This is a genomic window from Neptunomonas sp. XY-337 (genome assembly GCF_004959845.1).
Taxonomy (GTDB): Bacteria; Pseudomonadota; Gammaproteobacteria; order Pseudomonadales; family Balneatricaceae; genus Neptunomonas; species Neptunomonas marina.
Genome location: NZ_SPLL01000008.1, coordinates 71,642 through 95,688 on the forward strand (window position 1 = coordinate 71,642; position 24,047 = coordinate 95,688).

21 protein-coding genes are annotated in these 24,047 nt (G+C 52.9%); 9 read left to right on the plus strand and 12 right to left on the minus strand.

Translation table 11 applies throughout. From position 1 onward, the window contains the following. Positions 1-2: 2 nt before the first annotated feature. Complete coding sequence (locus tag E4L36_RS16415; RefSeq protein ID WP_240770900.1) at positions 3-2,195, minus strand: ATP-binding protein; 2,193 nt, start codon at positions 2,193-2,195, stop codon at positions 3-5. A gap of 206 nt (positions 2,196-2,401) precedes the next feature. Here E4L36_RS16415 and pyk point away from each other — a divergent pair, with 206 nt between their 5' ends. The 3 genes from pyk to gshA all read left to right on the plus strand — a co-directional run bounded on the left by pyk (position 2,402) and on the right by gshA (position 7,818). Then, complete coding sequence (gene pyk / locus E4L36_RS16420) at positions 2,402-3,838, plus strand: pyruvate kinase (RefSeq protein ID WP_136681491.1); 1,437 nt, start codon at positions 2,402-2,404, stop codon at positions 3,836-3,838. 72 nt (positions 3,839-3,910) lie between these two features. Beyond that, the gene (locus tag E4L36_RS16425; RefSeq protein WP_136681492.1) at positions 3,911-6,169 is read left to right on the plus strand and encodes a Tex family protein; all 2,259 of its coding nucleotides are present in this window, start codon (positions 3,911-3,913) and stop codon (positions 6,167-6,169) included. An 83-nt stretch (positions 6,170-6,252) separates the two neighbouring features. After that, positions 6,253-7,818 (plus strand): glutamate--cysteine ligase, encoded by a 1,566-nt coding sequence (gene gshA, locus E4L36_RS16430; protein WP_206064605.1) that lies wholly within the window; start codon positions 6,253-6,255, stop codon positions 7,816-7,818. Between the two features lie 21 nt (positions 7,819-7,839). Here gshA and E4L36_RS16435 read toward each other — a convergent pair whose 3' ends face one another. After that, a complete protein-coding gene (locus E4L36_RS16435; RefSeq protein ID WP_136681494.1) occupies positions 7,840-8,244 on the minus strand; it encodes a flagellar basal body-associated FliL family protein in 405 nt (134 codons plus the stop codon). A gap of 138 nt (positions 8,245-8,382) precedes the next feature. On the opposite strand from E4L36_RS16435, the gene rsd reads away from it, so the two are divergent. Next, complete coding sequence (rsd, locus tag E4L36_RS16440; protein ID WP_136681495.1) at positions 8,383-8,856, plus strand: sigma D regulator; 474 nt, start codon at positions 8,383-8,385, stop codon at positions 8,854-8,856. 6 nt (positions 8,857-8,862) lie between these two features. Further along, a complete protein-coding gene (locus tag E4L36_RS16445) occupies positions 8,863-9,840 on the plus strand; it encodes a hypothetical protein (RefSeq protein WP_136681496.1) in 978 nt (325 codons plus the stop codon). Positions 9,841-9,880: 40 nt separating this feature from the next. Here E4L36_RS16445 and E4L36_RS16450 read toward each other — a convergent pair whose 3' ends face one another. Together E4L36_RS16450 and E4L36_RS16455 are read right to left on the minus strand one after the other, a co-directional pair. Further along, positions 9,881-10,579 carry an FKBP-type peptidyl-prolyl cis-trans isomerase gene (locus tag E4L36_RS16450; RefSeq protein WP_127695008.1) on the minus strand — a complete coding sequence of 233 codons (699 nt, stop codon included), beginning with the start codon at positions 10,577-10,579 and terminating at the stop codon, positions 9,881-9,883. Positions 10,580-10,645: 66 nt separating this feature from the next. Further along, positions 10,646-11,137 carry a TIGR02444 family protein gene (locus tag E4L36_RS16455; RefSeq protein WP_136681497.1) on the minus strand — a complete coding sequence of 164 codons (492 nt, stop codon included), beginning with the start codon at positions 11,135-11,137 and terminating at the stop codon, positions 10,646-10,648. Between the two features lie 23 nt (positions 11,138-11,160). Between E4L36_RS16455 and E4L36_RS16460 the strand changes: the two genes are divergently transcribed. Beyond that, positions 11,161-13,089: an ATP-binding cassette domain-containing protein gene (locus tag E4L36_RS16460; protein WP_136681498.1), complete on the plus strand. Its 1,929-nt coding sequence runs from the start codon at positions 11,161-11,163 to the stop codon at positions 13,087-13,089. A gap of 25 nt (positions 13,090-13,114) precedes the next feature. On the opposite strand, the gene E4L36_RS16465 is transcribed toward E4L36_RS16460, so the two are convergent. From E4L36_RS16465 to E4L36_RS16500, 8 genes are all read right to left on the minus strand, one after another. Beyond that, positions 13,115-14,434: an HDOD domain-containing protein gene (locus E4L36_RS16465; protein WP_240657007.1), complete on the minus strand. Its 1,320-nt coding sequence runs from the start codon at positions 14,432-14,434 to the stop codon at positions 13,115-13,117. Positions 14,435-14,541: 107 nt separating this feature from the next. Then, positions 14,542-16,656 carry a bifunctional GTP diphosphokinase/guanosine-3',5'-bis pyrophosphate 3'-pyrophosphohydrolase gene (gene spoT / locus E4L36_RS16470; protein WP_127695005.1) on the minus strand — a complete coding sequence of 705 codons (2,115 nt, stop codon included), beginning with the start codon at positions 16,654-16,656 and terminating at the stop codon, positions 14,542-14,544. 84 nt (positions 16,657-16,740) lie between these two features. Continuing rightward, entirely contained in the window at positions 16,741-16,953 is a 213-nt protein-coding gene (gene rpoZ, locus E4L36_RS16475; protein WP_127695004.1) for a DNA-directed RNA polymerase subunit omega, read from the minus strand. Positions 16,954-17,018: 65 nt separating this feature from the next. Then, positions 17,019-17,642, minus strand: a complete 624-nt coding sequence (gmk, locus tag E4L36_RS16480; protein ID WP_127695003.1) for a guanylate kinase — start codon at positions 17,640-17,642, stop codon at positions 17,019-17,021. 22 nt (positions 17,643-17,664) lie between these two features. After that, the gene (locus E4L36_RS16485) at positions 17,665-18,303 is read right to left on the minus strand and encodes a response regulator (RefSeq protein ID WP_136681499.1); all 639 of its coding nucleotides are present in this window, start codon (positions 18,301-18,303) and stop codon (positions 17,665-17,667) included. Between the two features lie 7 nt (positions 18,304-18,310). After that, the gene (locus E4L36_RS16490) at positions 18,311-19,498 is read right to left on the minus strand and encodes an ATP-binding protein (RefSeq protein ID WP_240770915.1); all 1,188 of its coding nucleotides are present in this window, start codon (positions 19,496-19,498) and stop codon (positions 18,311-18,313) included. Between the two features lie 81 nt (positions 19,499-19,579). After that, on the minus strand, positions 19,580-20,125 hold the full coding sequence (locus tag E4L36_RS16495; protein ID WP_136681500.1) for an isochorismatase family protein: 546 nt from the start codon (positions 20,123-20,125) through the stop codon (positions 19,580-19,582). 9 nt (positions 20,126-20,134) lie between these two features. Next, positions 20,135-20,572, minus strand: coding sequence for a MaoC family dehydratase (locus E4L36_RS16500; RefSeq protein ID WP_136681501.1), 438 nt, complete (start codon positions 20,570-20,572; stop codon positions 20,135-20,137). A gap of 190 nt (positions 20,573-20,762) precedes the next feature. Here E4L36_RS16500 and E4L36_RS16505 point away from each other — a divergent pair, with 190 nt between their 5' ends. From E4L36_RS16505 to folE2, 3 genes are all read left to right on the plus strand, one after another. After that, positions 20,763-22,127, plus strand: a complete 1,365-nt coding sequence (locus tag E4L36_RS16505; RefSeq protein ID WP_136681502.1) for a malonyl-CoA decarboxylase — start codon at positions 20,763-20,765, stop codon at positions 22,125-22,127. A 28-nt stretch (positions 22,128-22,155) separates the two neighbouring features. Continuing rightward, positions 22,156-22,899 (plus strand): acetoacetyl-CoA reductase, encoded by a 744-nt coding sequence (phbB, locus tag E4L36_RS16510; RefSeq protein ID WP_136681503.1) that lies wholly within the window; start codon positions 22,156-22,158, stop codon positions 22,897-22,899. Positions 22,900-23,031: 132 nt separating this feature from the next. After that, entirely contained in the window at positions 23,032-23,988 is a 957-nt protein-coding gene (gene folE2, locus E4L36_RS16515; RefSeq protein ID WP_136681504.1) for a GTP cyclohydrolase FolE2, read from the plus strand. The last annotated feature ends 59 nt before the right edge of the window (positions 23,989-24,047 follow it).

The following is a 24,047-nucleotide window of genomic DNA, read 5'->3' on the forward strand; positions in this document are numbered from 1 at the left end:
CCTCATATCTCTTTCAATGCGGGCTTATCGCCCTTTGGGAGAGCTAAACGAAATTCAGCACCGCCCTCGCTGTGGTTCGACACACTCAATTCGCCATTCATGCTGGCCACGATACGATGCGAGATGGATAACCCCAGACCAAGCCCCTGCCCCGCTTTTTTGGTGGTGTAGAATGGCTCAAAAATACGGGCAAGCTCTGCATCGCTGATACCGGGCCCGTTATCGTGCACCACCAAGACGATCAACTCGTCTTGCTGCTCCAGCCGAATATCGACCTGCTTCGTCTCGTTTTGCTCCATCGCTTGAATCGCATTTTCTAACAGGTTCACCATCACCTGTTCGATGCGCACAATATCACCCAGTACAAACGCACGATCCAACCCATCGGGCCAGACAACCTCCACTGTCTCGCGGTGTAAGCGGCCATACATAATCGACATAGCGCCATCTTTAACCGACTTTAAACACACCGGTTCCGCTTGCCCACTGGTCTTTCGGGAGAACTCTTTCAGGGGGTGAATAATCTGCGCCATACGCTGTGTCAGCATCCCAATCTCGCGTAGGTTTTGCGCGACTGGGTCCAAACGCTCCATGCGCAAGAACTGCTGGGCATTATCAGCATAGGCACGAATGGCCGTCAGAGGTTGATTCAGCTCGTGGTTAATCCCCGCAGACATCTGCCCCAGCACCGCAAGCTTCGCCGTTTGAATCAGCTCGTTTTGAGTGCCTTTGTGGAGTTGGATCTCTTCACGCAGCTTGTCGTTTGCGGTGGTAAGATCACGGGTACGCTCAGCCACACGGCTTTCCAGTGCCACCTGCGCTTCACGCAGCGCACGCTCATACTCTTTGCGCTCGGTAATATCATGTACGGTGATGATAAAATGCTGGCGGTGCCACACGCCACGATGCTGCGGCATTAAACCGATGGCGATCTCCACCGGAAAATGGCTGCCATCAAAGCGCTGCGCTTCGCACTCAAGCATCACCTCATCAACCGAGTCTTTTACCTCATCACGCAGCGAGTCCCAGCGCAGCGCCTGCTCCGTGCCGTGTAAAACATCATCAAATAGCTGATCACAAAAGCTACTTTGGGAGAGACCGAACAACAGCTCAGCTTTACGGTTTGCAGAGAGCACACGGCCCTGATGGTTGATGGTCAACAGCCCCGCTTGGGTGCTATCAAGGATCGCACGAATGCGTGCTTCATTTGCCTCTAGGTTTCTTAACTCGCGCGCTTTAAAGCGCTCACGCTCGCGCAAGATACGCCGCCGCGATAACAGCACCAACCCCAACAGCACAGCGGCCAAATAGATCACCGCCACCAGCGAGATCATCTCCCACACTTGGCGGTTAACTGGCCGTGTCGAGGCTAAGATAGCCACATCAAATTGTGCTCCCGGTACAGCCGTGCGTTGCAGCACGTAGCTCTCTTTTAAGCGCTGCCCCGGAATCACTAACGACACCAAGCTCACCCCCTCACGCCATTGCTCACGCTCGGTAAAGCCAATCGGGTCAAGCTCAGCATCGCCATAGCGATTACTGCGTACAATTCTAAGACGATCTTTCTCCAGCAGCGGCTGCACGGCACGAAACTTCCACTTCGGCTCAGTCGAGATATAGACGATGCCGTCGCTGTCGGTAACGAGCAGGTCGGTCTCGGGCGACTCCCAATCCTCCTCAATATCGTTTAGATCGATCTTAACGACCACCACACCGATCACTTCCCCGCCCCGCTCAACCGGATGCCCAAAGTAATAACCACGGCGTTTGGAGCGGGTGCCGAGCGCAAAGTAGCGGCTGCTCTCCCCTTTAACAGCCTCTTGGAAATACGGCCTGAAGCTATAGTCGCCGCCCACAAACGAAAGCGGCTGGTTCCAATTGCTTGCCGCCAACGTCATACCATTGCGATCTAACAGATAGGTTTCTGCAGCGCCTATACGACGGTTAACACTCTCAAGGTGCTCATTTGCCACCGTTTGCAGTTGCTTGGAGTCGGGGTCTAATAGCAGGAGCCTAAGCTCAAGATGGGTAGCCAATAGCCCCGGCAGGTTTTTGAACCGGTCCAGCCGCTGCTGCAAGCTCAACGCATAGCGGTTGAGATCCGCAAGCGTGCGCTGCTGAAGCTGCTCTAGCGCGCTTTGGCGCACCAAGATATCCACCTGCGCTAACAACAGGATAAAGCCACAGATCAGCACCGCTGCAATCAGAGGGCGATAGGTAGGAAAAGATCTTGCCAGAACAGATTACCTTCGAATAATGTACACAAAACGTTGATACTATCAGGGCCAGACGTATCAAAAATGTCCTAGCATGATAGCTGTCCACGTGTTCTTCGGAAACCTCCACTGCCATTAGGCGCATTTTTTGAACGCCCTCGCTAACTGCCAAAAAGAGAATGGTTATGCTTAAACGAACCAAGATTGTTGCCACACTAGGTCCCTCAACCGATCAACCAGGCGTACTGGAACAGCTCATCAAGGAGGGGGTTAATGTTGTGCGGCTTAACTTCTCGCATGGCTCAGCCGATGATCATCGCCGTCGTGCCCAAGAGGTTCGCGATACGGCACGCCGCCTAGGTAAAGTTGTTGCGGTACTGGGCGACTTGCAAGGCCCTAAAATCCGCATCGCCAAGTTCCAAAATGATCGTATTGAACTCAAGATTGGCGATCACTTCGCGCTAGATAGCGCCCTAGACAATGCGGCTGGGGATCAAACGCAAGTGGGGCTCGACTACAAAGACCTCCCGCAAGACTGTGCGCCGGGAGATGTATTGCTGCTCGACGATGGCCGCATGCAGCTAAAAGTGCTCAGCGTCTCGGGCACCCGTGTTGAGACAGAGGTGCTGCTCAACGGCCCGCTATCGAACAACAAAGGGATCAATAAGCAGGGAGGCGGGCTATCAGCGGCGGCGCTCACCGATAAAGACAAGCGCGATATCAAAACCGCCGCACAGATCGATATGGACTATATCGCGGTCTCCTTCCCTCGCTCGGCTGCCGACATGGAGGAAGCACGCGCGCTGCTAGCAGAGGCAGGTGCGCGCGCCGAGCTGGTTGCAAAAATTGAACGCGCTGAGACTGTGCACGACCATCAAGTGCTAGACGATCTCATTCTTGCCAGCGATGCGGTTATGGTAGCGCGCGGCGATTTAGGCGTAGAGATTGGCGATGCTGAGCTGATCGGCCAACAGAAGCACATCATCAATCGCGCCCGCGAGCTCAACCGTTCTGTGATCACGGCCACCCAAATGATGGAAACCATGATCAAAGCGCCCATGCCAACCCGTGCAGAGGTGTTTGATGTGGCCAACGCGATTCTGGATGGTACCGATGCCGTTATGCTATCAGCAGAGACCGCCGCCGGTGACTTCCCTGTTGAAGTGGTGCGCTCCATGACCGAGATCTGCCAAGGCGCCGAGCGCCACCAACAAGCGCGCCCCACGGTTACCAGCATCACCAAGCGCGGTGATCGCATTGACGAAACCATCGCTCGCTCAGCGATGTATACCGCCAACCATTTGGTCGGTATCAAAGCGATTATCTGCTTAACCGAATCAGGCTCTACACCGCGCTGGATGTCACGTATCCGCTCTGGGCTGCCGATCTATGCACTGACACGCCACGATCGCGTTATGCGCCGTATGGCACTTTACCGCGGTGTGGAAGCGATGTTCTTTGATGCAACTGCGGTTGCTGAGAACAAGCTCAATGATGAGATTCTGGCAGGCTTGAAAGCTAAAGGTTATCTGCAAAGCGGTGACCTTGTTATCCTGACACGCGGCGCAGATATTGGTGAGTTAGGCGGTACTAACTCCATGCAAGTTCTGCAAGTGTCCTAATCTCCACGACTACGCAGGGTATGTGTTCGCACGTACCCTGTTTCGTTTTACCCGCTGTTTAAGGTCCGCTACATGAGTCTTGCGCAACAGATCGCCACTGAGCTAAATATCCACTCTCGCCAAGTTGAAGCAACGATCAAACTGTTAGATGAGGGTGCTAGCGTGCCTTTTATCGCCCGTTATCGAAAAGAAGCCACCGGTGCACTGGATGACACCCAGCTACGCGATCTCACGCAGCGCCTAGGCTACCTACGCGAGCTGGAACAGCGCCGCCAAACGATACTGCAATCGATTGCAGAACAGGGCAAACTGACCGACCCACTGCGCGCCAGTATCGAGCAAGCAGATACCAAGGTTCGCCTCGAAGATCTGTATCTACCCTTCAAGCCAAAGCGCCGCACCAAAGCGCAGATTGCTCGTGAAGCAGGTCTAGAGCCGTTGGCACAAGCCCTGTTAGCAGGCGCCGCAAATGAGCCTGTAACGGCTGCAAACGCCTTTATCAATCCGGCTGCGGATATCAACACCCCAACCGATGCACTCGAAGGGGCCCGGATGATTTTGCTAGAGCTGTTTGGCGAGCAAGCTGACCTCGTTGCCCAACTGCGCCGTTGGCTCTGGCAACATGGCGTGTTGCAGGTGCGTGTGATTAAGAGCAAGGCCAACGAGCACAGCAAGTTTCGCGACTACTACAGCCATGACGAGGCTCTGCGCCAAACCCCTTCGCACCGCGCACTGGCGGTCTTTCGTGGCCAAGCAGAGGGCGAGCTGCGCGTAAAAGTGACACTGGCAGACAGTGATACCGATCAGCCCTATCAGCTTATTAGCAAAGCGATGCACCTGCCCGCAGGCCGTGATGCAAACGCGCTCTGGTTAAGTGAGACTGCTCGGCAATGCTGGGATAAAAAACTTCACAAACAGCTCGAAACCGAACTCCTCAAGCAGTTACGCGACAGCGCCGAAGCTGAGGCTATTAAGGTGTTTGCACGCAACTTAAAAGACCTGTTGCTGGCGGCTCCCGCGGGCCAAAAAGTCACCATGGGTCTTGATCCTGGTCTTCGCACCGGCGTCAAAGTTGCGGTGGTTGATGCCACTGGCAAGCTGATTGATCACACCACTCTCTTTCCTCATGCTCCGCAAAAGCGCTGGGATGAGGCGCTCAATACCCTCGCAAAGCTAGCTCAACGTCACCACGTTGAGCTGATCAGTATCGGCAACGGCACAGCCTCACGCGAGACAGAGCAGTTGGTGAATGAACTGAAAAAACGCCATCCACAACTCACCTTAACGAGTTTAATGGTCAGTGAGGCTGGTGCTTCTGTTTACTCCGCATCTGCGCTGGCTGCGGCTGAATTTCCCGATCTGGATGTGGCCTTTCGCGGCGCCGTCTCCATTGCGCGGCGCTTACAAGACCCACTCGCAGAGCTGGTTAAAATCGAACCTAAAGCGATCGGTGTTGGCCAATATCAGCATGATGTTGATCAAAAAGCATTGGGCGATTCACTAGCCTTTGTCATCGAGGATTGCGTGAACCACGTGGGTGTTGATCTAAATACCGCATCGGTTGAGTTACTAACGCAAATTGCAGGGCTGAACGCGACAACAGCGAAGAATATTGTGGCCTTTCGTGATGAACATGGCCGTTTCGCTGAGCGCCGCCAATTGCTAAAGGTGCCACGCTTAGGTAACAAAGCCTTTGAGCAGTGTGCTGCATTTTTGCGAATTGCCGGTGGTACTCAGCCGCTAGATAACTCGGCGGTTCACCCCGAGTCCTATCCGTTGGTGGACCAGATGGCGGCGTCACTCAAGCTCTCTAGCCATGAGATCATTGGTAACCAAGCACAGATTCAGCGCCTAAGTGCCGAGCAGTTTATGAGTGACTTTGGCAGCTACACGGTGCGCGACGTGATCGCCGAACTGGAAAAGCCCGGCCGTGACCCGCGCCCTGAGTTTCGCACCGCGACGTTCCAAGAAGGCGTTGAAACCATCAACGACCTGCATGAAGGGATGCAGCTTGAGGGCGTGGTGACGAATGTCACCAATTTTGGCGCGTTTGTGGATATCGGCGTGCACCAAGATGGTTTGGTACACATTTCACAGTTGGCGGACCGCTTTATCAAAGACCCCCATGACGTGGTCAAGGCGGGAGATATTGTGAGTGTGCGCGTGGTGGAGGTCGATCAGCCGCGCCGCCGCATCGCTCTCTCGATGAAAGCGGAAGCATCGGGTGGCAGTGTATCGGCACCACCAAAGCCTGCGCCAAAGCAAACAAAGCCGCGCCAGCAAAACTCCCTAGCAGCGGGCCTTAAAGCCGCTGGATTTAAACTAAAATAGTGCAACGCACTGTTGCGATGCATGATACGAAGTTGTCAGTTTATAATGGCGCTTATATCGACTCCGAGATAAGGATAAAAACATTGGCTTGTACGCTGCAAGAACAGCTAGAGCAACTGGTCTCTAGCGGGAACGTCGCACACCTAAAAGGGGTGCTGCATGGTATCGAGAAAGAGGGGCTGCGGGTTGACCTATCGGGTGACCTTGCGCAAACCGCGCATCCAAAGGGCCTAGGCTCTGCCATGACCAATGGTGAGATCACCACAGACTACTCCGAAGCGTTATTAGAGTTCATTACGCCGGTGTATGAACAGCCAGAAGATGCACTGAATCATCTTGAAAATCTGCATCGTTTTACCTATCAACAGCTCGATCAAGAGGTGATTTGGGGAGGCAGTATGCCTTGCCACATCCATGACGCTGCAGCAATCCCGATCGCGCGCTACGGCAGCTCTAACGTGGGTCATCTGAAGCATGTCTACCGCGTCGGCCTTGAGCACCGCTATGGCAAGATGATGCAAACCATTGCTGGTATCCATTATAACTTCTCGTTGCCTGACAGCTTTTGGGAGGCACTCAAAGCACAGCAGCAGAACACCGATAGCCTGCAAGAGTACCGCTCAGCCTCTTATTTCCGTCTGATTCGCAACTTCCGCCGCCACTCGTGGGCTTTGCTCTATCTCTTTGGCGCATCACCCGCGCTTTGCGATTCGTTCTTAGAGGGGCGTGAGCACGCGCTTGAATACTTAAACGAGCATACCCTATATCTGCCCTACGCGACCTCGTTGCGTATGAGTGACTTGGGCTACTCCAACAAAGCTCAAGCCTCGTTGGGGATCTGCTTCAACCACCTCAATACCTACATGCATTCGTTACATCGTGCGATTCACACGCCGTACCCAGCATACGAAGCGATCGGTCAGAAGGTGGATGGCAGCTATCGCCAGTTAAATACGAATATTCTGCAAATAGAAAACGAGTACTACAGCGATATCCGCCCTAAGCGGGTTACTGAGAGTGGCGAAAAGCCGCTACATGCCCTGCAAAACCGCGGTGTACAGTACATCGAAGTACGCAATACGGATATCAATCCATTCCTTCCTATCGGTATCTGCGCTCAGCAAGCGCGCTTCTTGGATGCTTTCTTAATCACCTGTCTGTTGATGGACGATACAGAGATTGGCGATCAAGAGTGTGATCTTATCAGCGACAATTTGCAGAAAGTTGTGAATCGCGGCCGTGAGCCCGGTTTAACTTTGGACACCATTGATGGTGAAGTAACACTGGTTGCCGCTGGCGAAAAACTGCTAGATGCCGTGTCACTGACTGCTCAGATGCTGGATACTCTGCACAATACCTCGCTTTACAGCGAGTCCGTTGCAGCTCAGGTTGCGAAGTTACACGACAGTGCATTAACGCCATCTGCGCAGGTGCTGGCAGCATTAAAAGAGAGTGGGCTTGGCCATACGGAGTGGTTGCTGCAGAAAAGCCGCGAGCATCAAGCAACGCTTCAAGAGAACCCGCTTGATGCAGCACTAGCGCAACAGTTGGCAGAAACTGCTGAAGCGTCACTGGCCGCTCAACGCGAAATTGAAGCGGCCGACGATGTAGATTTTGATACCTATCTAGCGCAATACCTCGCCAGCTAAACGCTGGCGAGTCCTTCAGAGTTACTGGGTGACAAAGCTGGTGAAGAACATATCACTCACCATCGCCTCACCCTCCTCTTCAACGAGAATCTTCTGCACAAGCTTCAGCCCTTTTTTTGCAAGGTTCTGTTGTGCCTCAATCCCGTCTAGATCTTTCTCTTCCTGAGCACTGAAGAGAAAGACAAGGTCATTACGAATATGGGCCATGTGCGCGTTCACTGAATGGTGAGCGGCTTCCGTTGCCACTTGGATTGTCACTTCACACTTCAAGAAACGAGATTTGCCCGGACCACCGAAGTTCGTAATAAAGGGCTTTAATTCGATGTAACCGATGTAATCCTCTGCTGGTGCACCCTCTTCATCAGCAGCCCACGCAAATGGTAACCAGCAACTTAGTAGAAGGATCGAAAAAAACCGTAACAGCATAACCTGATTGCTCCCTGTGTAATGGACATATTTACCTAAGTATAACGGCGGTTTCAGAAATCGTCAGGAGGATCTCTATTGCACCGGCGCGCGCCTTCGGATTAGTATGAAAGAATAGATAACAACAAGGATCTAATCATGTTGGAGAAGTGCAAAACTGCGCGTGAGCGCTGGGGTGGCGTTAGCGAAATTATCGATGGCTGGCTAGAGCAAAGACAGAAGCTTATTAGCCAGTTTGTGTCTTTTCCAAGCATCGAAATCAGTTTACTGGAAGACCGCTTAAGCGCTTTTTGCACGGACTTGATGGATTATCTCTCCTCCGGCCATTTCGAGGTCTATGAGCAACTGCTTAGAGAAGGCAGCGAGTTTAACGATGGTAGCCTTGAAGAGGCGCAAAAGTTATTCCCGCTAATCCAACCTACCACCGATGCCGCTCTGGACTTCAATGACGACTACGCGACCCTGAACTCTCCAACTGTGCAGCAGATACGCGAACTCACCTTCCAACTCTCGAAGCTTGGAGAGTCCCTAGAAGAGCGTTTCTCTCTGGAAGATCGTTTGATCGAAATCTTGCATACTGCGCATCGAGACCAAGTGCTCGAAGAGGTGTAATCACCCATGGCTAAGCCTCTTTTCCTGCTCCCTTGGTTAACAGCTGGAGTGTTGTTATCCGGCTGTGACTCTGCAAACGATCCTAGCAGTTGGTATGAAGTAGCCAGCCAAGGCACCTACACAGCTGAGATCTCTACCGACGGGCGTTTCGCGGTTGTCGGAGCACGTCTTGAGGGTGGCAGCTTATGGAATATCGCTGATAAAGCACGTTTATACGATTGGAATCATAAAGGCGGTGAGCGCTCACTACTGGCCGCAACGGGTTTTTCGCCTCAAGCACGCTTTGCAGCAACGGCAGACCAGCAAAATTTAGTGCTTTGGCATACGGATAGTGGCCAACCGGAATGGTTTTGGCGCTCTCCCGGTGAGATTCTTGATCTGGTGTTAGCTCCACAAGGTCAGTATGCACTGCTGGGCCTCGACAACCATGAGGCGGTGTTGTTCGATGCCATTAATGGGGGCGTTAAACGCTCTTTCTTACATGGTGGCCGCGTGCGGACCGTTGATCTATCCGCCGATGCCAGCATTGCCATCACCGGCGCGGATGACTACACGACCGCGCTGTGGAGTGTCGATACCGGAGAGAAGCTCCACGAGCTCACGCTAGAAAACGTGATTGATGCTGTGGCGTTATCCCCAGACGGTAAAGTCGCGTTTTCGGCCAGCACGCTCGATCAAGCAGTGATCTGGGATACCACAACCGGCCAGATACGCCACACTCTTTCCAGCACCGAAGGTTTCTTTCCAAAGCGTGTTAGCTACATCGCGGCTCGCTTCTCAAATGATGGTAGCCAGCTGCTTACAGGCACCGCATCCGGACTGGTGCAGCTATGGAACGTACAGTCAGGACAAATGGTTAAAAGCTGGCGGGTACAGAAACGTAAGCAGTATGGCCCGACCAGTACCGGCGTGAATGCGGTGGGTTTTGGGGCAGGTAGCTACTACGCGGTCGGCTCGAACGGTATTCTCAACATCTTGAAATAAAAATGGCCGCTATTGCGGCCATTTTTTACTCTGTACTGGCTTATTCGGCTTTCGGGTTAACCTCAAGCAACTCAACTTCAAATACTAGTGTTGAGTTTGGTCCAATCACGTTACCCATGCCGCCTGGGCCGTATGCTAGATCAGCAGGAATAGCCAACTTAGCTTTGCCGCCCTCTTTCATCAGCTGTAGACCTTCCGTCCAGCCTGGGATCACACCATTCAGCGGGAAGGATACTGGCTCATTTCGTGCGTAGGAGCTGTCAAACTCAGTTCCATCGATCAAGGTGCCACGGTAGTGAACTTTTACAGTGTCTTCCGCAGTAGGTTGTTTACCATCACCAGCCACCAGCTCTTCATACTGTAGGCCTGATTCTGTTGTCTTCACGCCATCGCGAGCGCCATTGTCTTTCAGATAGTTCTGGCCCGCAGCAAGATTGTCCTCAGCGATTTTTGCAGCCGCCTGACGCTGTTCTTCCAGTTTCTTCATCTGGAATGCCTGCATCGTTGCACCCACCTCTTCGCGGGTCATCGCAGGCTCTTCACCGGAATAGATCGCTTCAACGGCTTTTGTGAATGCTTCAATATCAAGTTGACTGATGTCTTGTTGCAGCTTTTCACCCAAGACTAGACCAAGGCTGTAGCTCACTTTCTGCTCTTCAGTGTTCAGCTCAACCGCTTGTGCAACTGGCATGACTGCAAACGAAGAGACGATTGCCATGGTCAGTAATGTTTTTTTCATTCTTTCGTTTTCCTTGCTACTGGATCTGCTTTGAATAAGCGTTAGTGTTTGATTAAACCGTAAAGTTCAGAAGGGCTCTAGCTTTTGTTGCGCTTTTTGTACGGCTTGGTACAGGTTTTCTAAATTTTCACGGCAATCACTGCTGCTCTCTGGACCACTAACCGCGAGTAAATTATTGTAGCGTAAGAGCGCCACATCGCAGTCTGCGATCACGGGCATCTGCTCGGTGAGCTGATAAAACATCGCAAGCTCTGCCTGTTCAGCTTCCAGCTCCACCGTCTTGAGCGTTTGGTACAAGCCGCTCATATCTCGCTGCCCGCGAACATGTAAGCGCGCCCTGCGAATCGATGCCGTTACCTTATTCTGCCACTGTGCTATTTGCTCATGAGCGGCTGCATCAACGTGATACTCGCGCCCCTGTTCAGCCAGCCACAATGCAAAGAGTATCGCGTTAACACTCAAACCACAGCCGTTCTGCAGTGCTAGGCAGGCAGCTTCAACATCAGGTTCGCTGTAGGTTTTTAGCGCAAAGTCCCAAAGAGGATTCTGTAATGACATAGCTATGATAAAATCCTGCGCCTATGATTCAGTTATCTCAACTCAGTTTACATCGCGGCACTCAGTTCCTGCTTGAGCAAGCCGATCTGACCATTCACAGCGGCTGGCGCGTCGGTATTATTGGCGCCAACGGTGTAGGTAAGTCTAGCTTATTTAAGTTACTACTTGGCGAACTTCATGCCGATGCGGGTGATCTTTACCTCCCTAATAACTTAACTTTTGCTCATATGGCGCAAGAGGTAACAGCGATCGATCGCACTGTGATCGACTATGTCCTCGATGGCGATCAGCCGCTGCGGGCGGTCCAGCAAGCAATTGCGGCAGCAGAGCAAGCCCATCAAACCGATAAGCTCGGTGAGCTACATGCCCAACTAGACGCCCTTGACGGTTACTCCGCCAAAGCACGCGCAGAGCAACTTTTGATGGGCCTAGGCTTTACCACCCAAGACCTCGAAAAAGCGGTGAAATCGCTGTCCGGGGGCTGGCGAATACGCCTCAACCTCGCGCAAGCGCTGATGTGCCGCTCCGATATACTGCTGTTGGATGAGCCTACCAACCACTTGGATCTCGACGCCACACTATGGCTTGAGCAATGGCTCAAAAGTTACCCCGGCACACTGTTGCTAATCTCACACGACCGCGACTTTATCGATCAGGTTGTGACCCATGTTGTTCATATGAGCAACCAAAAGCTGGATATCTACAAAGGCCAGTACAGCCACTTTGAGCGCGCGCGGGCAGAGCGGTTAGCACAGCAACAAGCGCAATTTGAGAAACAGCAACAACGTATCGCCGAGATCGAAAACTTTGTGCGCCGCTTTCGCGCCAAAGCCAGCAAAGCGAAACAAGCGCAAAGCCGTATCAAAGAGCTTGAGCGCATGGAGATGATCGCCGCGGCGCATGTGGACAGCCCCTTTAGTTTCACCTTCCCTAGCAGCGATAAGGTTTCCCATCCGTTGCTATCGCTGCGTAAAGCTGACTGTGGTTATTCCGGAAAAACCATTCTTGCCGGTACATCACTTACGCTGAACCCCGGCTCACGTATCGGCTTACTGGGACCTAACGGGGCCGGCAAATCAACACTCATCAAAACCCTTGTCAGTGACTTAGCGTTACTCAAGGGTGAGCGTCACTGCGGCGAGCATCTGCGCATTGGTTACTTTGCTCAACACCAGCTCGAAGCACTAGATCTTGAAGCATCACCACTGCTGCACATCATGCGCATATCGCCTGAAGCTACTGACCAAGAGGTAAGAAACTTTTTAGGTAGCTTTGGCTTTATAGGTGATGCAGCTCTGGAGCCGGTAAAACGCTTTTCCGGCGGTGAAAAAGCACGTGTTGCGCTGGCGCTGATCGCATGGCAAAAGCCTAACTTATTGCTGCTTGATGAGCCCACCAACCACCTGGACCTTGAGGTACGGCACGCCTTAACCGTCGCGTTGCAGGGGTTTGAGGGGGCGGTGATCTTGGTGTCGCACGATCGTCACCTCTTGCGCAATACAGTGGATCAGTTCCTGCTTGTCGCTAACGGCGAGGTTACCGACTTTAGTGGCGATCTCGATGATTATCAGCGTTGGTTAGCAGATCAGCGCCGCCAAGAGGCGCAAGCGTCCCAACCTAGCGCTGAACGCCAAGGCCGTTCGCTATCAGCGACTGAGCGCAAAGAGCAAAAACGCTTGGAGGCAGAGCGCCGTAAACAGCTAAGTCCTATCAAAAAACGCCTCAGCGCCCTCGAACAAGCAATGGAGACCTACCAAACACAACTTGCCGAAGTGGAGGAGCAGCTTGCAGATAGCAGCCTGTATGAAGCGGAGCAGAAAGCGCAGCTTAAAGAGCTGCTTGCCCAGCAAGCAACATTGACGCAAGACAATGAGGCCACTGAGCTTGAATGGATGGAGCAGAGTGAAGCCTTGGAGCAGCTTGAAGCAGAGATTTCAGCGCTTGCGAACTAAAAAGAGCGGGTACCCCCGCTCTTATTTACTTCCGGCTTTGGCCTGCCAACGTTTTGGTTAGGTCATCCAGCGCATCGCTCTCTTTACGCATAAACTCGATCTCAGCGTTGATTTGCCGATGCGACAATCCACACTCCTCAAGCAGCGTGTTCGGGATGCGCTCAAGCGGGCCATCAGCCCAACCTTCATAGCGCAGCGCACGGTTGGCGATGAATACCACCTTTGAGAAGCCTTCTGCCTTAGGATGCTGTGGCTCGTTTAGGTAGCGCACACCATTGCAAACCTCTTCAGGAAGGCTCCAGCACTCCATCAACCACGCACCAATCTGTTCACGCGTCACATGCAAAATGTGTTTTTCGATGTAATCAAGGCGGATATTCGGGTTGGCCTCGATATAGCGTGATAGCAGTGAGAAGTGCGGAGGAAATAGGTGTGCCAAGATGACATAACCGAACGAATGCAGCAGCCCTGTTAGATAGGCAAGTCCAGGTTTAGGGCGCACATCAGGTTCCATCTGCTTCGCTAGACGCTCGGACAGTGTGGCCGTGTAAACTGCCTGCAACCAGTAAGGCGTCGCATTACGCGGCACATCCTCTGGTAGGTCCAGTGTTTTACCCATTGCGATACCCAGTGCAAGGTTCACCACAAGGTCAAAACCTAATACCCGAATAATCGCATCTTCGATTGACTGGATACTGCCAGGGGCAGCGTAGAAAGGAGAGACCGACCAGCTCATCACCTGCGCGGCTAAGCTCTGGTCCACCTTCACAACCGGTACTAAGTTATCAACTCCCGCTGCGGGGTCTGAGCGCAGCGAGATAATCTTCTGCGTCGTCGGCGCAAGACTGGGTAAGCCTAGCGTATCTTCAAGGCGCTGCTTTATGCGCAGCGCGGTGAAGCGCTCTACTGCGCGCGTGATCACCGCTTCATCGTCGCCCTCAGGCTGTACCTTATCGATATCAGGAAGGCCTACGCCAATCTCCATGATATCCGCGTGTTTCGTATACCAACTACGATCAGCAGTGAATTCAAGGCCACTGAGCGGCTCAACGATATTCAGAGATGGTGCTACATCAAGGTCGCTATCGAGGATCACAGGCAGAGAGAACAACTTGCGCTGCCCGGCTTCAATTTGCAGTTGATCTTGGCTAAAGAAGCGCTTTACATCAGCCGCTTTCACCGGCTGCAGATGCCGCTCTGAATCGCGCCAAATGGGGACAAGGTTGAGCAGTTTATCGACCGGCAGAACCACCAGTACTTTGCCTTCACTGTCATGCAGCAATACAATTCGCGCACCGTTATCTTGTTGCGCCACATGATCTAAGGTGCTTACCCCAATCGCCAATTTCCTATCTCCATTGCAGTGTTGCCAGCGCTATTATGGCTGAGCTTTCTTCTCTACCATAATAGCAGTCCTTTGACGTGTCGGCAGGATTGGCCAACACGTGAGAGTTATAGCCGTGTTACTCGTGTCACCGTACGGATAACACGTAACCGTTTAATGACCCGCGCCAGATGAATACGATCTGTTACGGTGATCTCCATGTCTACCGTTGAGAGCTGTCCCTCTTTTTCGCCCATGTCGATACGCAGAATGTTGGCACCGGTAGCCGAAACCGTGGTCGCTAGAGTGGCGATTGCACCACGCTGTGCCGCCACTTCAATTTTCAGCACAGCGCTGAACTCATCATCCATCGCCGCTGACCACTCAAGGTAGATACACTTCTCAGGATCATCCTTCATGTAGCGGATATTGCGGCATTCAGTGCGATGCACCACTAAACCACGGCCACTACTAAAGTGACCAACGATCTTATCACCCGGCAACGGGCGGCAGCACTTCGCATATTGGATAACCATACCTTCGGTACCCTGTACCGCAATTGGCTTTTGGTTGTCCTTAACCGGTTCGTTATCGACCTTATCTTCAGGCTTCAGCTTACGTGCTACCACATAAGCCATCCGGTTCCCCATCCCGATATCTTCTAGCAGGTCATCCAACTCACTAAAGTCAGCTTCTTTCAGCAGCTGCGCTAGTTTGTCGGGATCGATCTCATCGATGGATGCGCTGTAGTGACCCAAAAACTGGTTTAGCAAACGGCGTCCCAGTTCTACCGACTCATGGCGCTGTTGATTCTTCAAAAAGTGACGGATGCTCGAACGCGCTTTGCCGGTCACAACAAAGTTGAGCCACGCCATGTTCGGCTGCGCGCTCGGTGTCGTGATGATCTCAACCGTTTCGCCACTTTCGAGCGGCTCTGATAACGGCGCTAAACGACGATTAATACGGCACGATACACAAGAGTTACCGATATCCGTATGCACGGCATAGGCGAAATCAACCGGCGTTGCCCCCCGCGGTAGCTCTAAAATTCTGCCCTGTGGTGTGAAAACATAGACTTCATCAGGGAAGAGGTCTTTCTTAACGTGCTCGATAAACTCCATCGAGTCGCCCGCCTTCTTCTGCATCTCCAACAAGCCTTGCACCCACTTACGTGCTCGGTTGTAGGAGCCCACAGCGCTGGCAGAATCGCCGTACATTTTATAGTTACTGTGCTCAGCAATCCCCTGGTTCGCCACTGCGTCCATCTCACGGGTGCGGATCTGCACTTCAATGGTGATATCACGTGCACCGAATAGCTCGGTGTGCAGAGATTGATAGCCATTGGCTTTAGGGATAGCGATATAGTCTTTAAAGCGGCCATGGACCGGCTTATACAGATTATGGATGGCCCCTAAAATACGGTAACAGTCATCCACTGTTTCGGTGACGATTCGAAACGCAAACACATCCATAATTTCAGAGAAGGATTTACGCTGCGCCTTCATCTTTGAGTAGATGCTATAGAGGTGTTTCTCACGCCCTACCACGACGCCAGGCAAGCGCTCCAGTGCTAGGCGCGCACGAATCGCCTCTTCGATAGAGCCGACCATATCTTTACGCTGGCCACGCGCCTGAATCACGGCACGTCGAATACGCTTCGCGCGCATAGGGTAGTAAGATTGGAACGCCAAATCTTCCAGCTCAACCTGTACATCACGCATGCCCAAGCGGGCCGCAACAGGCGCATAGATGTCCATGGTTTCTTTGGCGATGCGGCGCTGTTTTACCGGCGGCATAGCGCCTAGCGTGCGCATGTTGTGCAGGCGATCTGCCAATTTCACCAGCATGACGCGGATATCCTCCGCCATCGCCAGCACCATTTTTTGGAAGTTTTCCGCCTGCGCTTCGGCTTTGGTTTCAAACTCTAGATGGGTCAGCTTTGACACACCATCGACAATATCCGCCACCGACTCACCAAACTGACCGGCGATACCCTCATAACTGATTTCGGTGTCTTCAATCACATCATGGAGCATGGCAGCCATCAGGCTCTGATGGTCCATATGCATATTGGCAAGGATGCTGGAAACAGCTAAGGGGTGGGTAACGTAAGGTTCGCCGCTTTTACGGCGCTGGCCATCGTGGGCCTGCTCAGCGTAGAAATACGCACGACGAACTGACCGAATCTGCTGTAGATCCAGATATTCGTTCAGTCGATTGGATAGAGCATCGATCGTCGGCATTATTCCTCCGGTACAACAGGGCGCTAGTGATAATCTACTGTCAAACGCCCAAGGATGGAATAATCGCCGACAACTTTTGGCGGGTTATTTCTCGTTAACGTCGTCCAAAACGGTTTTATCAACAAGACCGTCTGCGATTTCACGCAGTGCTACAACCGTGTCTTTGTCATTTTCACGGTCAACCTTAGGGTCTTTACCGCCAGTAGCTAGCTGACGCGCGCGCTTTGCTGCAACCATAACCAGCTCAAAGCGGTTATCTACATTTTCCAAGCAATCTTCAACAGTGACACGTGCCATGCTTAACCTCAAAATTCGTGGGAGTTGTATAGGATTTGTACAGGACCGGCAATTCTACCGAAGCCTTAATTGCCTGACAAGAGATCGGCGATTAATGCGCGCTTGCCATCCCTCTGCTTACTCAACCGCTGGCGCTGTGCAACGAAGATCGCTTGCAGCTCAGTGAGTGCTTGATCAAAGTTGTCATTGATAACGACATAGTCAAACTCATCGTAGTGCTGCATCTCGCTGATCGCCTCAGACATGCGCAGATCGATGACCTCTTGGCCGTCTTGGCCACGTCCCGTCAGGCGGTTACGAAGCTCTTCACGTGACGGTGGCAGAATAAAGATCGATACCGTCTCAGCTACCAGCTCTCTCACCTGCTGAGCACCTTGCCAGTCGATCTCTAGGATCACATCGGTGCCCTGCGCCAGTTGCTCCTCAACCCAAACACGGGAGGTGCCATATTTGTTGGTGAACACTTCGGCGTACTCTAGAAAGTTGCCTTGCTCAATCAGGGCATCGAACTGTGCTAGCGTCACGAAATTATAGTTTACGCCATCCGCTTCACCTGGGCGCATATCACGAGTGGTATGGGACACTGAAACGCGTACCTGTGCGTCTTTCTCCAATAAACCTGATACCAAGCTGGTTTTGCCCGCACCAGAGGGCGCAGAAATAATATACAGCGTACCTTTTGTACTCATGATCGATCTCGATAGTAAAGAATTAACGAAAGGGGCTAGCTAAACCCAATTTAACTGACATCTGCACCAGCTCTGATAACGAGCCTGCACCCATCTTTGCCACCATATTAGCACGGTGGCCCTCGACAGTTTTGCGATTAATAGACAATTGGTCCGCGACCTCTTGGTTCGCTAAACCAGCCACTACCCCATCGAATACTTGCCGTTCACGGCGCGTTAGCTGGCTATAGGTGTGCTTTAACGCAGCAAGTTCCGTTTGCTTCAAAAACGTAAGTTGCTCTTGCTCTAGCGCTGCATAGACATGGTCGATCAGCTTTTGATCGCTAAAAGGCTTTTGTAAAAACGTGAGGGCACCTTGCGTCATGGCTGTGACAGCCATATCCACGTCCGCATGGCCAGAGATCATAATCAGTGGCAGGTGGATCGCGCGCTTTTCCAGCTCGGTCTGCGCAGCTAAGCCACTCATGCCCGGCATACGCACATCCATCAAGATACAGCCGCGCAATGGCGCTTTAGCCGCCGCTTGAAAAAAAGCATCCGCAGACGCAAACGTCTCAACATGTAAGCCGACGGAGCTGAGCAACCATTGCAACGAATCACGCACATCCACATCATCATCGACAACAAAAACAGTTTGCTCAGCGGTACGGGTTTGGGTCATGCCTGCCTCAGTTTGGCGAAATTACACCGGGTAAGCGGATCCGAAAAGCGGCGCCGCCATGAATCTGGTTTTCAGCGCTCAAGGAGCCACCGTGTGCTTCAACGAGGGATCGGCTAATGCCAAGCCCCATACCCAGACCTTCTGGTTTGGTGGTGTAGAACTGTTCAAACAGTTTATCAACGCTGCTTTCACCCAGCCCAACACCTTGATCGCACACTGAAATTATAACCTCTTCGTTGCTGCACAGAGAAGCTTCCACCCAGACATGGCGTGGTGGCTCATCTGGGTTGCTGTGGCTCGCTTCGATTGCATTAGTCAGCAGGTTCAAAAGCACCTGCTCAAGCTGGATTTTATCCGCCATGATCTGTGGTAGGGCACGGGTCACGCAGTTCTCAAGCGTGACATTGTGCGCTTTTGCAATATGCGCACAGAATTCGATGAGGTCTTCGATCACAGGATGCAGGGATAGTGCCGAGCGGGTCGGTTCACGCTTGCGGGTGAAGTCCATCATACGGTGTAGAATCTCACCGGCACGTAGCGAGGTTTTGCCGATCTTTTCCAGCGGCAGTGCCAACTCGTCAAGCGTCGGCGCAGGGGTTGCCTGAATGCGCCGTTCGATACCCCGCACATAGTTGGTGATTGCGGTGAGTGGCTGATTCAGCTCATGGGCCAAACCAGAGGCCATCTCGCCCATCGCCACCAGACGCGCGGCACGGCTCAGCTCCTCTTGGTAGCGTTGCATACGCTGATCCGCTTCAATGCGGTGGCTCACATCACGTGACACAACCAATATTTCGCGCAGCTCGCCACTCTCGGGATCACGGATCGACCGGCTGGTGCTTTCTAACCACGTATAGGCGCCATCCTTGCACCGAAAGCGGTAGGTATGGGTGTAGAAACCCTGCTGATATACCACGGTGGGGCGGCGGCGCTCAAAGTCATCGCGATCATCGGGATGGTATAGCTCCGATGCGGATCGGCCGATAATCTCGTCAACCGAATAACCCAGCAGCATCTCGACAGCGGGAGACGCGTAGATAAATCGCCACTCATCGGGCGTATGCCGTGAAATCATATCGGTGGACTGCTCAGCCATTTCAGCCAGCAGTCGGTTCCGTTCGGCATCGTCAGTGAGAGCACTCATGCCGTGTTGGGGGGTGGCAGGGATCATATCAGCGGTTTCAGTATCAGCCATTGAATCTCCCTAGTATAAAACGCGCCTCCAACCTAAGAAACCAGCGCGCGAAGCACCCAAAGGCACTCGGCGCGCTCACAATTAGCGCAGAAATGCTTTGCTGAAGGTTTTAAATCCAGCGGTATCTGAGCGGCGCAGCCACTCAAAGCCAACCATTTCACAGGTGACCAGCTTGATACCCTCTTCACGCATACGTGCGATGGCAAACTCGGTATCTACTGCATGGCGCGAGGCGATGGCATCCGCCACCACAAAGACTTCTTTCCCCTGTGCTTTAAAGCTCAGGGCACTTTGCAATACACAGGCGTGTGACTCCATCCCGCAGATCACGATCTGGTCCTGTGTCATCTGCTGCATGAGATCCGCACACTCCGGCGCATCCACACAGGAGAAGTGGGTTTTACCCGCGACATTGTCCGCACCAATCGCAGCTTTGAGTGTGTCGTCCATCGGGCCAACACCATCGGGATACTGCTCGCTACCAAACACCGGAATCTCCAGTTCGTTCGCTAAACCAACCAGTGCCGTACAGCGCTCAACTAGCGTTTCGCTATCTGGAATACCGGGCAGCAAACGTGTTTGAACATCGATCACCATCAAACATGCGCGGTTCTTTTCTAACATCATCACGCAGCCCTACCCTTCCGTTGGACGACGATCAACCATGTTGGTCGCCACACCTTCGGCAACCACTTTATCGCCCACTGTGACCACAGTATCTAGCACCACGCGGCGGCGCTCGACGTTGATATCTTTCACCGTTGCGGTCGCTTTTACGGTATCCCCAATGTGTACAGGCGCTTTGAACTTCAGTTGCTGGTCAACATAGATCGCACCCGGACCCGGTAAGCGAGTACCCAGCACAGCGGAGATCAGACCGGCGCTAAACATGCCGTGCACAATACGTTCTTTGAACATTGTTTGCGCCGCGTACTCTGCATTGATATGCACAGGGTTATCGTCCCCAGTAATACCGGCAAACAGCACTACGTCCGCTTCCGTGATTGTTTTAGCGTAGCTGGCAGACATTCCTACCGATAGATCTTCCAAGTAGTAGCCATGTAGTTCCTGCATATTGAATCCCTCTTTTCCTGTCCGACAACGGACGCTCACGAATAATGATTCGGTAAAGCTAATGGTTTTTTACCCAAAAACCAAGGGTTTTTACTTGGTTTTTAATAAGCCTTTTGATAGCGTTGCCTGCATTACGCTCTGGCGAGCTTAGGTTAAGCTTGAGACGTTACCGTTTAACGAGGTCGTAAAGATGCCCAGTCCTAGCAATAACTTTTTAGGAAAGACAATTACTCACCTACGCGATATCTGGCGCGATGCAACTGATTTCCGCGCCCGTCGTGAACAGCTTGAGCTATCTGCTGAGCTGAGCGAGAAGGATGAAGCCACACTGCGTGAGTGGATCGACCACTGTCTTGAGGAGCGCGGCGGTGAAGTTGCAGCCCGCGTGCGCGCCGCAACATTGGGCCGTAGTTATCTGGATTTAAGCGATGAGGGCCAACTGCGCTTCCTAAAGATACTGGCCGCCCACTACGATACTGATAACGCTGCCGTAGAAGCCGGTATCGCTACTTGGCAGCAAGCCTCCCCTGCACACCGTCCACAGGCTGCGCAACAGCTTCGCGAGCTACTCGAGCCGCCACGCATGCGCCTGTTGCGTTTGTTTAACGAACTCCCCCAAGGGATCAAATTTCTGGTGGATATGCGCGCCCAGATCTTGGCGCTGCGTAACCAGCACCCAGCGCTACGCCCGCTTGAGGGCGATCTAAAAAACCTACTACGCAGCTGGTTTGATGTTGGCTTGCTGCAACTAGAGCAGATTCGCTGGCAGTCCAGTGCAGAAGTGCTCGAAAAGCTGATCGAGTATGAAGCGGTCCACGCGATCCAGAGCTGGGACGACCTCAAAAACCGGCTTGATTCTGACCGCCGCTGCTTCGCCTTTTTCCACCCAAACATGCCAAGTGAGCCGCTGATCTTTGTTGAGGTCGCACTCGTGAACGGCTTAGCCGACAACGTGCAGGCTCTGCTCGATGAGAGCGCTCCCGTTGGCAATATCGAGCAGGCCGACACCGCTATTTTTTACTCCATCTCCAACGCACAACGCGGCTTAGCGGGCATCAGCTTCGGTAACTTTCTGATTAAGCGCGTGGTGAAAGAGTTGCAACATGACTTCCCGCAACTGCGCCAATTCGCAACGCTATCACCGATCCCAGGCCTAACACGCTGGTTGAAGCGCACCGCACCAGAGGAGCTTGCCGCGCTTCCGGGTGGCAGTATCGTCGCTGCACAGCTAACGGACGGTCAGCTACCCGAGTCACTCGAAAACGACGAACTCCAAGCAGCCCTGCTGCAACTAACTGCGCACTATCTCGCCGTTGCAGAACGCAAAGGCGGCACAGCAGCAGACCCCGTCACCCACTTCCACTTAAGTAATGGTGCTGAGATCGCTCAACTTAACTGGATGGCCGATGGCTCGGCCAACGGTCTTAAACAGTCGGCCGGCATGATGGTGAACTACCTCTACGATCTACCCAAGATCGAAGAGCGCAGCGAAGCCTATAGCCGCGACGGTACGCGAACGCTCTCATCAGGCTTTAAGAGCCTGCTGAGCAAATAACCCACGAAAAATAAGAGAAGGAATCACCATGTCAAAACGAATTGCGTTGGTAACAGGTGCCAATGGCGGCCTCGGCGAATCAATGTGCAAAGCACTTCATGATCAAGGCCGCCAAGTGATCGGTACCTACCTACCCGGTCAAGAGGAAGCAGCAACAACATGGCAGCAAGCGATGCAAGAGGCAGGCTACACAATCGAGATGCGCGCTGTTGATGTCGCGGATTTTAACGACTGTCAGCGCCTACTGACCGAGACCGAGAGCGAGGTCGGCCCGATCGATGTACTCGTGAACAACGCAGGTATTACACGTGATGCGCCGCTGAAAAAGATGGCAGCAGAGCAGTGGCAAGCGGTGATTCAGACCAATCTAAACTCTATGTTCAACATGACCCAGCCTATCTTCGCGGCCATGTGTGAACGCGGTTTTGGCCGCATCGTGAACATCTCCTCACTAAATGGCGAGAAGGGCCAATTTGGCCAAGCAAACTACTCAGCTGCAAAAGCTGGCATTTATGGCTTCACTAAGGCGATCGCTCAAGAGGGCGCGCGCAAAGGGGTGACGGTTAACGCAGTATCTCCAGGCTACATCGATACGCCCATGGTGCGCCAAGTACCTGAAAAGGTGCTTGATAGCATTGTGCAAGGGATTCCCGTTGGGCGCTTAGGACAGCCAGAAGAGATTGCACGGGCGGTGGCATTTCTAACCGCAGATGATGCAGGCTTTATCACCGGTACTAACATGTCGGTCAATGGCGGTCAGTACATGGCCTAACGGCTGAACAGGCTCAGCGACACGCTGGGCCTGACAACACAACCCACAACGCCTTGTTGCATAAAACGCGCTACAAAAAGTTATAATATAACATTACTATTGAGCCCTTTACTCTCAACCTAGAGTTTCATCATGACAGTAAAACGCTCAAACGCGCTGCCCGATATCACTAACACACCGGCACCGGATCACAGTCCTTTAGACTGGGTCGGGATGACTGAGGTTGCCGTCCCCTTCTCGCTTCAGGATGAAGCCCACAGCACCACCGAATGCGAGGCTTTAGCTTCGTTGTTCGTTAATATCTGCCGCTCAGATATCAAAGGCATACATATGTCACGCCTCTACCTGTTGCTGGCGGAATTTGCCGAGCAAAATGCCTTTTCGCCACAAGCGATGCAGCAGTTTTTACACGATAAACTGGCCACTCACAAAGAGATCAGTGATCAGTCCTCTTTAACGCTCGCCTTTGATTACTTGCACAAGCGCCCTGCACTGCTAAGCCAATACCAAGGCTGGAAAGCTTACCCTGCGGTGATCAAAGGTACTCTAGAGCAGGAAACCGCTTGTCACGAAGTACAGCTGACCATCCCCTACTCCAGCACCTGCCCGTGTTCGGCATCGCTATCTCGCCAACTGCTTGAAGAGGCGTTCCGTCACGATTTTGCCGATCAAACACAGATTAGTGCTGATCAGATCGCCCAATGGCTACGCAGTGAGCGCGGCTCTGTGGCAACGCCCCATAGCCAGCGCTCCTATGCTTACTTGGTACTCAAGCTCGCACCTAACGTCAGCAGCCACTACCCACTGCTGGAGCTAATCGATCTCGTCGAGCAGAGCTTGGGCACACCGGTACAAACAGCGGTCAAGCGTGAAGATGAGCAGGCCTTTGCACGCTTGAACGGCGCTAACCTTATGTTCTGCGAAGATGCTGCACGGCGCATCAAGAGAGCGCTAGAGCAGCACAGCGCTATCAGCGACTTCTGGGTCAAGGTCGAGCACCAAGAGAGCTTACACGCGCACAATGCCGTAGCAATCGCCACCAAAGGCTGCGTAGGCGGATATAGGTCAGTGACCACCTCACCGCTGTAAGCCCCAACCAGCCGCTTCGACCAATCTGGCGTTGCGGCTCTCACCGCTAACCTGCTATA